The following is a 13,392-nucleotide window of genomic DNA, read 5'->3' on the forward strand; positions in this document are numbered from 1 at the left end:
GGTGAAAAAGCCGACGCCGCCTGCGCCAACGCCTGCCGCCGCACCCAGCCCGCCCGCGCCGCCAACACCTGCGCCCGCGCCGCCGGCACCTGCTGCGCCACCGGCTCCGGTCAAGGAAAGCGCTGCGGTATCCGGGCTCGCCAGTCTGGGCAATCCGCCGCCGGAATACCCGGGGCTGGCCTTGCGACGCAGTTGGGAAGGTCGCGTGATTCTGCGCATCAAGGTGCTGCCCAACGGCCGCGCTGGCGCTGTCGAGGTGACCAAATCCAGCGGCAAACCGGTACTGGACGAAGCGGCCGTGGAGGCTGTGCGCAACTGGAAGTTCATACCGGCCAAACGCGGTGACACGCCGATAGAAGGCTTCGCGACGCAGACCATCGACTTCAAGTTGCCGGAATGATCCGGCACCTGACAACCGACACTTCAATTATTAAAGCTGGTGAGGTTTAAACCATGAACGCATCGCTCTCTTCCATGATCGTCCCGGCCGTGCTCTGGGCACTGATTCTGTTTTCCGTATTGAGTTGGGCACTGTTGCTGATCAAGTCGGCGCAGTATGTCCGCCAGAAGTCCCAGAACAAACAGTTCACCAAAGTGTTCTGGAGCGCACCGGACCTGCTCACCGCTGCCGAGCATTCTGCGCAATACCCCGGCGCGCTGGCGCGTATCGCCAACAGTGGCTTCGAAGCCATGGCGGTCGATGAGTCGCCGCGCACCACGCAACAATTGGCGCACACCATCAACCGCTCGGACCGTCTGGAGCGCAACCTGCGCCAGCAGATACAAAAAGAGCGTCGCGCACTGGAAAGTGGTCAGGCAATTCTCGCCAGTATCGGCAGCACCGCGCCCTTCATCGGCCTGTTCGGTACCGTCTGGGGGATCATGGAAGCACTGCAAAGCATCGGTGTGACTGGCTCGGCCAGCCTGGAAGCGGTCGCCGGGCCTATCGGCCATGCGCTGGTCGCCACCGGTGTGGGTATCGCCGTAGCCGTGCCAGCAGTGTTGATCTACAACTTCTTCCTGCGCCGCCTCAAGCTCGCCGTGGCCGACATGGATGACTTCGCCCACGACTTCGACGCCCTCGCCCAGCGCAGCGCCTTCGCGGTCACCCGTCAGCCCATCGCCAGTAAGAATGGCCATGCCGTTCGGGAGGCCAGCTAATGTCTTTCTCCACTCAGGACAGCGATGAAGTACTCAGCGAGATGAACGTCACGCCGCTGGTGGATGTGATGCTCGTACTGCTGGTGGTGTTCATCGTCACCACGCCGCTGATGACCAACGCGATCAAGGTCAACTTGCCCAAGACCGACGCAGTCGCTCCCGCCGAGAAGAAAAACCCGGTGGTGGTCAGCGTCGATCAGGACGGCAAGTTCTACCTCGCCAAATCGGAAATCGCCCCGGAGCTGCTGGAAAAAAGCCTGCAGGACGAAAAGGCCAAGGACCCGGAAATCCGCGTTCAGTTGCAGGCCGATACCGCCGTGAATTATGGCCAGGTGGCCAAGGCCATGGCCTCCATCGAACGCTCCGGCATTACGAAGATATCCGTCATGACAGCGAAATGACGCTCGACTGACCGGGTGGCTTCGCCTCGCGAAGCCGTCTGACCCGACCCCCGTGAATGCGGTTGTCCGTGGGCTGAAAAGCCCCTGGAGGGGAGCGGCTTGCTGGAAAAAGAAGAAGTGGAACTCCCGCTCGGCACAACCGCGTCGGGAACAGAGGGCTCACAAGGCCATTTCAATAATGTCTGGATCAAGTCGGAACTAACCATGCTGATGAATCTTCCCGGTTGCACCCTCAAACCACTGGCCCTTGCGGTCCGGCGTCATCCACGTGCCCTGCTCTGTGCATTGGCCATGGGCATGAGCGGTGCCCAGGCGGCAGACGCCGTCGATGCGGACACCAGCGGCTCGGCCGTGTCCACCAGTGCAGCGGTTGTGCCTGCCACAACCCAACTGCAACGTGTAGAAGTCACCGGTTCGGCAATCCGCCGGGTCGATGCCGAAACCGCCGTGCCGATAACCATCCTGCGCGCCGACGACCTGAAGAAACAGGGCGTGACCACCACCCAGGAAATGGTCCAGCGCATTACCGGCAGCCAGTCGATCAACAACAGCGCGGGCTCGGTCGGCGCCGGAACAGGTGGTGCCTCGTTTGCCGATATGCGCGGCATCGGCGCCAACAAGACGCTGGTGCTGCTCAACGGCCGCCGTCTGGCCAATAACGCACTGTCGGGTGTGGGCACGCCCAACGGCAGCGCCATCGACCTGAACATGATCCCTTTTGCCGCCATCGACCGTGTGGAAGTATTGCGTGACGGCGCCTCGGCGCTATACGGGACTGACGCCATTGGCGGTGTGATCAACTTCATCACCAAAAAATCCCTGACCGACGGCAGCCTGACCCTGGGTGGAGAAACCCCGACCGCCAGCGGCGGCGGTGCCACCAAGGACATGAGCGCCAGTTGGGGCTTTGGCGATCTGGAGCAAGACCGCTTCAACGTCATGGGTGTATTCAACTACAACAAACAGCAAAACCTGGACGCCAACGACCGCTCGTTTGCCAGAGATTACGTGCCAGGACGCGGGCTCAATCAGACCTCCGGTACGGCCTATCCCGGCAATTACTTCCAGGGTGACAACTCTGCGAACCCGCTGGGCAGAAACTGCGGCGGCCCTAACCTGATCGCCAGCAACGGCATCTGCCGGTTCAGCACCCGTGAATACATCGACCTGATCCCGCAAACCGAAAAGACCTCGTTTTTTGGCAAGGCCACCGGCAAGCTGGCAGACGATCATAACGTCAGCCTCGAATACTTCTGGGCTCGTAACAACAACCATACCGATATCGGGCCTGCGCCCCTTACCGGCCTGTCTCTGGACTCATCGTCGCCTTTTTATCCCGGCAACGGCATCACTCCGGCACCGACCGACTTTACTCTCGACCCGACCCAACCGATCAGCACAGCCTGGCGAGAAACCGCAGCCGGGCCACGCGGGTCCAGCGACCAGAACACCAGCCAGCGTTTCCTGCTGAACTTCGACGGCCTGGTGGGCGGCTGGGACTACAACGTAGGTGCTTCTTACAACCAGAACAAAGTCCTGTCATCGCTCACCAACGGTTATGTCAGTGACGCTGCAATGCTCAACGGCCTGGCCAATGGCACCCTTAACCCGTTCGGCCCGCAAACCGCTGCCGGTCAGGCACTGATCGATGCCAACGAATATCACGGCCAGTACTCCAGTGCTGTGGGCCGGGTGGCCGGGCTCGATGCGCGCATCAGCCGGGAAATCGGTGACTGGTTCGGTGCAGGCCCTGCGGGTCTGGCGTTGGGCGGCGAATACCGCAAAGAGAAAATGCATCAGCAGTACGAAGCCTACGTCAACGACATCAGCAGCCTGGGCGCAGATGCCGCCGGTAGCGTCGAAGGCGACAGGAGCGTCAAGGCGGAATACGCCGAACTGAACGTGCCCGTGCTGGACAGCCTTGAACTGACCGCCGCCGTCCGTCACGACAAATACAGCGACTTCGGCAGCACCACCAACCCGAAATACTCGTTCCGCTACCAGCCGTTCAAGCAACTGGTGGTCCGTGGTGCCTACAGCGAAGGTTTCCGCGCGCCGTCGCTTTACGAGCTGTATGCCCCGCGCAGTACGACTTTCACCCAGGGCTATTACAACGACCCGGTTCTGTGTGCCGGTGGCGTCGTCCAGCCGGGTGGTAACGCCGGTCGTGATTGCCAGCAGCAGTTCCTCAACAATGGTGGAGGCAACACCGAGCTGGCCCCGGAAAAAGCCCGCAACATGACGCTGGGCTTCGTCTATCAGCCGGTCAACAACCTGTCGATGGGCCTGGATTTCTGGTGGATTCACATTTCCAACCAGATCCAGGCGTTCCCCGAGTCGACCGTGTTCGATGACCCCAACACCTACGCCGACCGCTACGTGCGCGCTGCCGACGGTTCGATCGCCAATATCGTCACCGGCAACGCCAACCTGGGCATCGTCAAGACCAGCGGTGTCGACGTAACCCTCGACTATCGCTTCCCGAACACGCCTTATGGTCAGTTCGGTCTGGGCATGACCGGCACCTATGTGACGCGTTATGACTTCCAGAACATCATCGACGGCCCATACACCGACAAGGTCGGCGACTTCCAGGGCGACGGCGTGATTTCGCGTTGGAAACACGTGCTGACCGGTACCTGGGCACTGGGCGATACCCGCGCCTCCATCACCAACCGCTTCACCAGCGGCTACAACGACTACGACCGCACCACCAATGCGCGGGTCGCGTCGTATGCGCTGTGGGACATGTCGGTGGGTCATACCTTCGACAAGGTGCTGGATATCGACGCCGGTGTGCGCAACATGTTCGACCGCAACCCGCCGTTCTCCAACCAGGCCTACAACTTCCAGTCCGGCTACGACCCTCGTTACGCTGACCCGCTGGGCCGCACCCTGTTCGCCCGCGCGACTTACCACTTCTGAGTGTGACGACGTGGCCCATAACGCTCCGTGGGCCACGTCAGATTGCGAGCTCGCCCCCTCCGGCCCAGGTTTCATCCGCCTTCCCCGGCCGGGGGCTTTTTCGCAGTGTTCCGTCATTCAGTGCGTACGAGGAAAGCCCCACCATGTCGCGTCTTAACCGTTTTCTGCGGCGCCTGCTTCTGGGTGTTGCACTGTGCAGTGGCTGGCAGACTGTGCTGGCGACGCCGACCCACGCCTTGACCGTCTATGGCGAGGCACCGAAATACCCGGCCGGCTTCCAGCACTTCGATTACGTCAACCCGAACGCTCCCAAGGGTGGTTCGCTGACCCGGTCGGCGGAAGAAATCGGCCAGTTCAATTACCTCAATCCCTACGTCGATCAGGGCATCAATGTGCGCGAGGTCGACAGCTGGGTGTACTCGCCACTGGCCTATCGCTCGCTGGATGAGCCGTACACGGTGTATGGCCTGATCGCGGAAAAGATGGAGATGGACCCGGACGGTCTGTGGATTCGTTTTTTCCTCAACCCCAAGGCGCGCTTCGAGGACGGCAAGCCCGTCACCGCCGAAGACGTGCGCTACACCTTCGAGCTGATAACCACCAAGGCCAGCTTCAGTTATCGACCCATGTTCGCCGACGTCAAAGAGGTGACCATCGAAGGGCCGCTGCAGATTCGCTTCGACTTCAAGAACAACCTCAACCGCATGCTGGCGCTGGATATTGCCAGCCTGCACATTCTGCCCGAGCACTGGTGGAAGACCCGCGACTTCGCCAACGGCGGCGGTTTCGAGCCGCCGCTGGGCAACGGGCCCTACCGGGTCGCCAAGGTCGATGCCGGACGCAGCGTGGTCTTTGAACGGGTCAAGGACTGGTGGGGCAAGGACCTGCCGGTCAGCCGTGGCCTGTACAACTTCGACACGCTCACCGTGAACTACTACGGCGACATCGAAATCGCCCGCCAACTGCTGCAAGCCGGGATGTTCGACTACAACCGCGAGTTCTCCTCTTCAGGCTTCGTGGTCGGCTACAGCGGCCCGGCGATTGACGACGGGCGCCTGCAAAAGCGCATCCTCGCACCGCAACGGCCGGTCGCCGCGCAGGGCTTTGTGTTCAATCTGGACAAACCCATGTTCAAGGACCGCCGCGTGCGCGAGGCGCTGTCGTTGCTGTGGGATTTCGACTGGATCAATCGTCGGGTCATGCGCAATTTCTACGTGCGCGAACAAAGCTATTTCCCGAAAAGCGACATGGCCGCCACCGAGCTGCCGACCCCGGCCGAGCTGAAAATTCTCGAGCCCTTGCGCGGCCAGGTGCCGGAAGAGGTGTTCAGCAAGGTCTATCAGCCACCGAAAACCGACGGCAGCGGCTACATCCGTGACAAGCAGTTGCAGGCCCTCAAGCTGCTGGCCGAAGCCGGTTGGCATCCGAAGGACAACAAGCTGGTCAACGCGGCGGGCGAGCCGATGGTGTTCAGCTTCATCGATGGTCAAGGCGGTTTCGACCGGCTGATTCTGCCGTTCAAGCGCACGCTGGCGCAGATCGGCATCACCCTGGATTTCCTGCGCATCGATTCGGCGCAGTACATCAACCGGCTCAATGCGCGGGACTACGACATGATCGTGGTCAACCTGCCGAAAAACGGTAATCCGATCATTTCCCCTGGCCGTGAGCTGTACAACCTGTACGGCTCGCAAAGCGCCACCGAAGTGGGCAGCTCCAACGCCATGGTGCTGCGCAATCCTGCGGTGGACACGCTGATCGACGGGCTGGTCAGCGCCAATACGCGCAATGACATGGTGCTCTACGCACGGTCCCTGGACCGGGTCCTGCAATGGGGTTACTACATGATTCCCAACTACTACTCCAAGGGCACGCCACTGGTGTTCGCCAACCGTTTCGGCATGCCTGATGTGGCACCGACCTATGACGTTGGTCTGGAAACCTGGTGGCAGATCAGCCCGACGCCGCTGACCAATGCTCAGGCCGCTGCGCTGACCGGCAAGCCTGCCGCCGCCAAGGAGTACTGAGATGCTGGCTTATGTGATTCGACGCCTGCTGCTGATCATTCCCACGCTGCTGGCCATTCTGATTGTGAATTTCCTGATCGTGCAGGCCGCTCCCGGCGGACCGGTCGAGCAGGCCATCGCGCGCATTCAGGGCTTCAGCCCCAACGGTGTGGGGGGCGGCGGGGGCGAAGTAGCCGCAAGCGGCACCGCCAGCCGCAGCACCCGTGGGCTGGACCCGGCGCTGATCGAGCAGATCAAGGAACATTACGGTTTCGACAAACCGATGCACGAACGGCTGTGGCTGATGCTCAAGAACTACGCGCAACTGGACTTCGGCACCAGCTTCTTCCGCGGTGCGCCGGTCACCGAACTGATTGCACAAAAGCTCCCGGTGTCGCTGTCCCTCGGGCTTTGGGCGACGCTGATCACCTACCTGATTTCCATCCCGCTGGGCATTCGCAAGGCGGTGCGGCACGGTAGCGCGTTCGATGTCTGGAGCAGCACGCTGGTGATCATCGGTTACGCCACGCCCGCGTTTCTGTTCGCCATTCTGCTGATCGTGGTGTTTGCCGGGGGCAGTTACCTGAGCTGGTTTCCGGCGCAAGGGCTGTTCTCGGACAACTTCGACAGCCTGAGCACCTGGGGCAAGGTAAAGGACTATCTGTGGCACCTGGTGTTGCCAGTCAGCTCGCTGGTAATCGGCGGCTTCGCCACGCTGACCATCCTCACCAAGAACAGCTTTCTCAACGAGATCAGCCGCCAGTACGTGGTCACGGCGCGCGCCAAGGGCCTGACCGAGCATCGCGTGCTGTACGGCCACGTGTTTCGCAACGCCATGTTGCTGGTGATCGCCGGTATTCCGCAGGCCTTGATCGAGGTGTTCTTCGCCGGCTCGCTGCTGATCGAAACCATCTTCGGCCTCGATGGTTTGGGGCGCATGAGCTACGAAGCAGCCGTCTCGCGCGACTACCCCATCGTATTCGGCACGCTGTTTCTGTTCACGCTGTTCGGCCTGCTGATCAAACTGATCGGTGACCTGTGTTACACGCTGGTCGACCCACGCATCGACTTTTCCGCGAGGAGCGCCTGATGTTCGAGTTCTCTCCCCAGACCCGGCGTCGCTTCGACCTGTTCAAGGCCAACCGTCGCGGTTGGTGGTCGCTGTGGATCTTCATCGGCCTGATGCTGGTGTGCCTGTGCGGCGAACTGATCGCCAACGACAAGCCGCTGCTGGTCAGCTACGACGGGCAGATGTATTACCCGGTGTTGCACACCTACATGGAAACCGATTTCGGCGGCGAGCTGCCTTTCGAGCCGGACTATGCCAGCGATTATGTGCGCAAGCTGATCGCGGCAAAAAACGGCTGGATGCTGTTCGCGCCGATCCCGTTCAGCTACGACACCATCAACTACGACCTGGACGCGCCATCGCCCAGCCCGCCGGGCCACATCAACTGGCTGGGCACGGATGAACAGGCCCGTGATGTGCTGGCGCGGGTGTTGTTCGGCGCGCGGATTTCCATTCTGTTCGCGCTACTGCTGACCGCGATCAGCACGGTGATCGGCGTGTGTGCCGGGGCGATTCAGGGGTACTACGGCGGCATGACCGACCTGATCGGCCAGCGCATTCAGGAGATCTGGTCGGGGCTGCCGGTGCTGTACCTGCTGATCATTCTGTCCGGCTTCGTGTCCCCCAGTTTCTGGTGGCTGCTGGGGATCATGGCGCTGTTCTCCTGGCTGTCGCTGGTTGACGTGGTGCGTGCCGAGTTCCTGCGCGGGCGCAATCTGGAATACGTCAAAGCCGCCCGCGCACTGGGCCTGACCGACGCTGCGCTGATGTGGCGGCACATCCTGCCCAACGCGATGACCAGCACCCTGACCTACCTGCCGTTCATCATCACCGGCGCCATCGCCACCCTCACTGCGCTGGATTTTCTCGGCTTCGGCATGCCGGCGGGCAGTGCGTCGCTGGGCGAGCTGATCGGCGAGGCCAAGCGCAATCTGCAAGCGCCCTGGTTGGGGCTGACCGCGTTCCTGGTGCTGGCCTTGATCCTTTCTCTGCTGGTGTTCATCGGCGAAGCCTGCCGCGACGCGTTCGATCCTCGGAGCTGACATGCAAGACAACCTGATTGAAATTCGCGACCTGCGGGTCGCTTTCAACGGCCGCGAAGTGGTGCATGGCGTCAGCCTCGATATCCGTCGTGGCGAGTGCCTGGCGCTGGTGGGCGAATCCGGCTCGGGCAAGTCGGTCACGGCGCATTCGATTCTGCGCCTGTTGCCGGCGAAAACCGTCAGCACGCAAGGCTCGATTCGTTACGACGGGCTGGATCTGGTCAGCGCCAGCGACAAGCAGTTGCGCAGCCTGCGCGGCAATCGCGTGGCGATGATTTTTCAGGAGCCCATGAGTTCGCTGAACCCGCTGCACACGGTCGAAAAACAGATCGGCGAAATCCTCGTGACCCACAAGGGCCTCAAGGGCAAGGCCGCCCTGAGCCGCACCCTGGAGCTGCTGGAACTGGTCGGCATTCGTGACCCGCTGTCACGTCTCAAGGCGTATCCGCATCAACTGTCGGGTGGGCAGCGGCAGCGCATCATGATTGCCATGGCGCTGGCCAACGAGCCGGATCTGCTGATCGCCGACGAGCCGACCACCGCGCTGGACGTGACCGTGCAGGTGAAGATCCTGGAATTGCTCAAGTCCCTGCAACAGCGGCTGAACATGTCGCTGCTGCTGATCAGCCACGACCTCAATCTGGTGCGGCGCATCGCCCAGCGGGTCTGCGTGATGCGTGAGGGCGAGATTGTCGAGCAGGCCGATTGCCAGACCCTGTTCGACAGTCCGCAGCACCCTTACAGCCGCCTGCTGATCAATGCCGAGCCGGATGGCGAACCGGTGCCGTCTACGCACAGCAACACGCTGCTGTCGGTGCAGGACCTGAAGGTCTGGTTCCCGCTGGGCAAGGCCTGGTTCAAACGTGAGCCGCAGTATGTGAAGGGGGTGGACGGGGTGAGTTTCGAGCTGCTCAAGGGCAAGACGCTGGGCATTGTCGGCGAGTCGGGTTCGGGTAAATCGACTTTGGGTCAGGCGATTTTGCGCCTGGTCGATTCAGAGGGCAGCATACGCTTCGGCACCAAGGAACTGAGCCTGCACAGTCAGCACCTGATGCGCCCGTTGCGCCGCCAGTTGCAGGTGGTGTTTCAGGACCCGTTCGGCAGCCTCAGCCCGCGCATGACCGTGGAACAGATCATTGCCGAGGGCCTGGTGACGCACAACATCGGTACGCCGAAAGAGCGGGAACAGACGGTGATCCGCGTGTTGCAGGAAGTCGGTCTGGACCCGGCCACCCGGCATCGTTACCCGCACGAGTTTTCCGGCGGTCAGCGTCAGCGTATTTCCATCGCACGGGCGTTGGTGCTTGAACCGGATCTGATCCTGCTCGACGAGCCGACCTCGGCGCTCGACCGGACCGTGCAAAAGCAAATCGTCGCCCTGCTGCGTGACCTGCAAATCCGTCGCGGTCTGACGTACCTGTTCATCAGCCATGACCTGGCGGTGGTTCACGCCCTGGCCCATGATCTGATCGTGATCAAGGACGGCAAGGTGGTCGAGCAGGGCCCGTCCCGCGAGATCTTCGCCGCACCGCAGCAGGCCTACACTCAGGAACTGCTGCGCTCGTCGGGGCTGGTGTTTGCCTGAGCCCGAAAGCTACGCGTGAAAGCTCTGGCCCAGCGCTTCCAGGCGAATGGCCAGCGGCGACAGGCTCTGGCTGCTGGTCGCCAACACACCGATATTGGCAGCGGTGTGCTCGGCGATGGTCTGTACCGAGCGCAGCTGATCGGCAATTTCCCGGCTGACGGCGGACTGTTGTTCGGTCGTCGTGGCAATCAGGCCGTTGAGCTGGGTGATATGGCCGATGCCTTCGCCGACCGCGCGCAAGGATTCCGAAGCGCGCTGGCTGTCCTCGACACAACGCCCGACGCCCTGCAGGCTGTCGTTCATGGCCGTAGCGGCCTGACGACTGCCTTTTTGCAGGTCTTCGATGATGGTCTGGATTTCCTTGGTCGACGACGCTGTGCGCTGCGCGAGGTTGCGCACCTCGTCCGCCACCACCGCAAAGCCTCGGCCCTGCTCACCGGCGCGTGCGGCTTCGATTGCAGCATTGAGGGCCAGCAGGTTGGTCTGCTCGGCAATGCTGCCGATCACGTCCAGCACTTTGCCGATCTGTTCTGACTGGTTGGCCAGGGCCTGTACGGTTTCATCGGTGGTCGTGATGCGTGCGGCAAGCTGAGTGATTTCGCTCTGTGCACGGTCGACACTGTCGCGCCCGTGGGCGACCTGATCGCTGGCGTCACCGGCCCGCTGCACAGCTTGCGCGACGTGGCTGGAGATATCGTTCATGGCTTCGCCCATGCGCTGCATGGCGCTGGTCATGCGGGCGATTTCACTGAGCTGATGCTGCGCACCGGTTTCCAGCGTACCACTGGCCTTGGCGAGGTCATGACCCAGTTCGCCCAGCCCGCGAGTGTCACGTACCACACCGTCGACCAGGCTGGTGATCTGCGCCAGAAACTGCTCGAAACGTTGAGCCAGCGAGACATGTTTGCCCGAGCGCTCGCTGGACTGGCTATCGGTAGAGAACTGGTTGGTGGTGGCCAGCATCCGGTCCAGCATGTCCTGATTCTCGACCGCCTCGGCCTGATTCTGCACGGCCAGGTAAACCAGAATCGCGCTTTCAACGACTACATACACCGCATGCACAAGCACCATGCTCCAGCCGAAGCCGTGGTGCATGACGTACACCGGGAAGCCGGAGTGCTGCAAGGCATGGAAAACGATGTGGTGGAGAGCGATGGTGACGGCAGCGACCAGAATCGGCAGCCAGTCGCGGTAGAAGGTCAGCACTGCCAGCAGGACGAAGATGCCGAAATGTATCTCGACCTGCCCGTGCGTCTGATTGATGTGCAGCGCGGTCATGACCATCAGGCCCACACCGAAACAGCAACGCATCAATCGGGTGCCGCCGATGGCCCGATACAGCCCGGTCAGCACCACCGCGGTGCCGCCACCGACGATGACTGCCTGGGTGAAGGTGTCGAACCAGAACGCCAACCCGAGCGCGTAGATGAACAACAGCCAGATCAGACCCAGCATGATCCGGTCGGCCTTGCGGTAATGGTCAAGGAAACGGGGGGCTACGGGCATCGAACACATCCTTTTGAAATCCATGGCGACAGGGGCTCCTGCCGGTTTTCAAATCTGCACGAGCAAAAGCCCGGCCAAAGTGCCGTCCGGATAGTAGCCCTATGCCAGAATTTCAGAAATACATATTCTTTGCCCGGTATTCACGGCTGCGTATGCGGTGCTGCGCAGATCTGTGACTCGGAGCGTCACGCAAGGCATTCCCACGCTGGAGCGTGAGGAACGATAGGTGTCAGGGATATCGCAGAGCGGGTGGCGCGCGAGGTGTCCGGGCAAACACCATCGTGGCTCAGCGCGATACACACATCCTATGGGAGCGAGCTTGCTCGCGAAGAGGCCAGTCAGCCTTGATATCAGGTCGCTTTAACCACCGCCTTCGAAGCAATGCAGATCGCCGTCCCGGTCACTCCCACAATCCACATGGCCCTCGTGCCCATGCTCTGAAGTGGGTATGCCGTTCCGGACGCTCCGCGCCCTCTTGGCTGGAGCTTCAGTGGCGCAACAGTTTGCGCAGCGGTACGCCGTCTTTCATGACCGGGGATTTGATGACGATGTAGCTGAAGTACTTGGAGATGCCGATGTTCTTGTCCAGCAGCTCTTCGATCACTTCCTGATAATGCTGAATGCTGCGGGTCATGAAGCGCACCAGGTAATCGTAGCCGCCGCTGATCAGGTGGCATTCCAGCACTTCGTCGACGTGACGGATGTTGGCTTCGAATTTAGCGAAGTCTTCGCGCTTGTGGTCGCTGAGGGAGATCTCCGTGAACACGGTGACCGATTCGGTGATCTTGGCCAGATTGAGGTGCGCCTTGTAGCTGGAAATGTAACCTGCCGACTCCAGACGTTTGACGCGTTGCAGGCAAGGGCTCGCGGAAAGCCCGACGGCATCGGCCAGGCTGACGTTGGTCATGCGCCCGTCTTTCTGGAGTTCTACCAAAATATTGATATCAATCCGATCCAGTTTGACCAAGCCTTCCATTACCTACCTCTTGTATTGCCATTCACGGTGCCTACCTTCTAGCAAAATCAGCGCCGTAAAGACAGCTGATGCTGAGCGACCAGATCGGCCATGCTGTTGATGCACAGGTCGGCGGTGCATGGCTGACGGTGTTGCTCACGGCTGCGGCGGATCAGGCACAGCCCGCCAGTGCTCAGCGCCGAGGCCGGAGGGCGTGACACTATCAGGGTGTCACGCGGCTCCAGATCCATGTCGGCAAGCCACGCCGTGTCGCCCAACGGGTGGGTGGTCAGTGACAGCAGGCTGTCGGGCTCGAGCCCCAGTCGTTCGCACAGCGCACCGCGATCCTGCAGGTCGCGGTCGGCGTACACCAGCAATCGATAGAACTTGCGCAGGTAGAGCATCGCGCCGGGCGCATCCTCGAACAGCGTCCAGTTCGGCACCGAGCGGGCGAAGGTCATGCCCTCTTCCCAACTCGCCTTGATCCCCAGGCGTTCGGCCAGCTGTCGATGCGCAAAGCACAGCAGCCCGCTGAAACCCAGTTCGTCGAAGCGCGGATACAAGGTGCGGACCACGTCATTGAACTCGGTCAGCACCTGATCTTTCTCCGGTGTATTCAGGCCGTTTTCCAGCAACGGCTGCAACGCCGCCCAGACACCTGAATCACGGTCCACCAGCACTTCATCACAATCGATCAGCAGTGCGCGGTAATCAATAAGCCCCATGGCAGGCAACGTCTCC

The 13,392-nt window shown here is 61.4% G+C and carries 11 protein-coding genes; 8 read left to right on the plus strand and 3 right to left on the minus strand.

The window, feature by feature from the left end:
* From AO388_RS04120 to AO388_RS04155, 8 genes are all read left to right on the plus strand, one after another.
* Positions 1-400 (plus strand): energy transducer TonB (locus AO388_RS04120; protein WP_153003964.1); only part of this gene is annotated, 400 nt, incomplete at its 5' end.
* A 74-nt stretch (positions 401-474) separates the two neighbouring features.
* The gene (locus AO388_RS04125; RefSeq protein ID WP_003425751.1) at positions 475-1,161 is read left to right on the plus strand and encodes a MotA/TolQ/ExbB proton channel family protein; all 687 of its coding nucleotides are present in this window, start codon (positions 475-477) and stop codon (positions 1,159-1,161) included.
* On the plus strand, positions 1,161-1,562 hold the full coding sequence (locus AO388_RS04130) for an ExbD/TolR family protein (RefSeq protein ID WP_002555939.1): 402 nt from the start codon (positions 1,161-1,163) through the stop codon (positions 1,560-1,562). Before AO388_RS04125 ends, AO388_RS04130 begins: the two co-directional genes overlap by 1 nt.
* A gap of 99 nt (positions 1,563-1,661) precedes the next feature.
* Positions 1,662-4,487, plus strand: coding sequence for a TonB-dependent receptor (locus AO388_RS04135; RefSeq protein ID WP_024661789.1), 2,826 nt, complete (start codon positions 1,662-1,664; stop codon positions 4,485-4,487).
* A gap of 143 nt (positions 4,488-4,630) precedes the next feature.
* A complete protein-coding gene (locus tag AO388_RS04140) occupies positions 4,631-6,514 on the plus strand; it encodes an extracellular solute-binding protein (protein WP_058416095.1) in 1,884 nt (627 codons plus the stop codon).
* Position 6,515: 1 nt separating this feature from the next.
* Positions 6,516-7,583, plus strand: a complete 1,068-nt coding sequence (locus AO388_RS04145; RefSeq protein ID WP_003367615.1) for a microcin C ABC transporter permease YejB — start codon at positions 6,516-6,518, stop codon at positions 7,581-7,583.
* Positions 7,583-8,605: an ABC transporter permease gene (locus AO388_RS04150; RefSeq protein WP_058416096.1), complete on the plus strand. Its 1,023-nt coding sequence runs from the start codon at positions 7,583-7,585 to the stop codon at positions 8,603-8,605. The genes AO388_RS04145 and AO388_RS04150 overlap by 1 nt, the downstream gene beginning before the upstream one ends.
* Before the next feature lies 1 nt (position 8,606).
* Complete coding sequence (locus AO388_RS04155; RefSeq protein WP_058416097.1) at positions 8,607-10,190, plus strand: ABC transporter ATP-binding protein; 1,584 nt, start codon at positions 8,607-8,609, stop codon at positions 10,188-10,190.
* A 9-nt stretch (positions 10,191-10,199) separates the two neighbouring features.
* Here the strand turns inward: AO388_RS04155 and AO388_RS04160 are convergent, their stop codons facing one another.
* The 3 genes from AO388_RS04160 to AO388_RS04170 form a co-directional block, all read right to left on the minus strand.
* Positions 10,200-11,696: a methyl-accepting chemotaxis protein gene (locus AO388_RS04160; RefSeq protein WP_058416098.1), complete on the minus strand. Its 1,497-nt coding sequence runs from the start codon at positions 11,694-11,696 to the stop codon at positions 10,200-10,202.
* A 487-nt stretch (positions 11,697-12,183) separates the two neighbouring features.
* Positions 12,184-12,672, minus strand: coding sequence for an Lrp/AsnC family transcriptional regulator (locus AO388_RS04165; protein WP_002555947.1), 489 nt, complete (start codon positions 12,670-12,672; stop codon positions 12,184-12,186).
* A gap of 47 nt (positions 12,673-12,719) precedes the next feature.
* Positions 12,720-13,376: an HAD family hydrolase gene (locus tag AO388_RS04170; RefSeq protein ID WP_058416099.1), complete on the minus strand. Its 657-nt coding sequence runs from the start codon at positions 13,374-13,376 to the stop codon at positions 12,720-12,722.
* Positions 13,377-13,392 lie beyond the last annotated feature (16 nt).

The sequence above is a fragment of the Pseudomonas sp. ICMP 10191 genome (assembly GCF_001467335.1).
Classification (GTDB): domain Bacteria; phylum Pseudomonadota; class Gammaproteobacteria; order Pseudomonadales; family Pseudomonadaceae; genus Aquipseudomonas; species Aquipseudomonas cerasi.

Coding starts and splice junctions, on each gene's coding strand:
- AO388_RS04125 (WP_003425751.1), top strand. CDS start 475: ATGATCGTCCCGGCCGTGCTCTGGGCACTGATTCTGTTTTCCGTATTG.
- AO388_RS04130 (WP_002555939.1), top strand. CDS start 1,161: ATGTCTTTCTCCACTCAGGACAGCGATGAAGTACTCAGCGAGATGAAC.
- AO388_RS04140 (WP_058416095.1), top strand. CDS start 4,631: ATGTCGCGTCTTAACCGTTTTCTGCGGCGCCTGCTTCTGGGTGTTGCA.
- AO388_RS04145 (WP_003367615.1), top strand. CDS start 6,516: ATGCTGGCTTATGTGATTCGACGCCTGCTGCTGATCATTCCCACGCTG.
- AO388_RS04150 (WP_058416096.1), top strand. CDS start 7,583: ATGTTCGAGTTCTCTCCCCAGACCCGGCGTCGCTTCGACCTGTTCAAG.
- AO388_RS04155 (WP_058416097.1), top strand. CDS start 8,607: ATGCAAGACAACCTGATTGAAATTCGCGACCTGCGGGTCGCTTTCAAC.
- AO388_RS04160 (WP_058416098.1), bottom strand. CDS start 11,696: ATGCCCGTAGCCCCCCGTTTCCTTGACCATTACCGCAAGGCCGACCGG.
- AO388_RS04165 (WP_002555947.1), bottom strand. CDS start 12,672: ATGGAAGGCTTGGTCAAACTGGATCGGATTGATATCAATATTTTGGTA.
- AO388_RS04170 (WP_058416099.1), bottom strand. CDS start 13,376: ATGGGGCTTATTGATTACCGCGCACTGCTGATCGATTGTGATGAAGTG.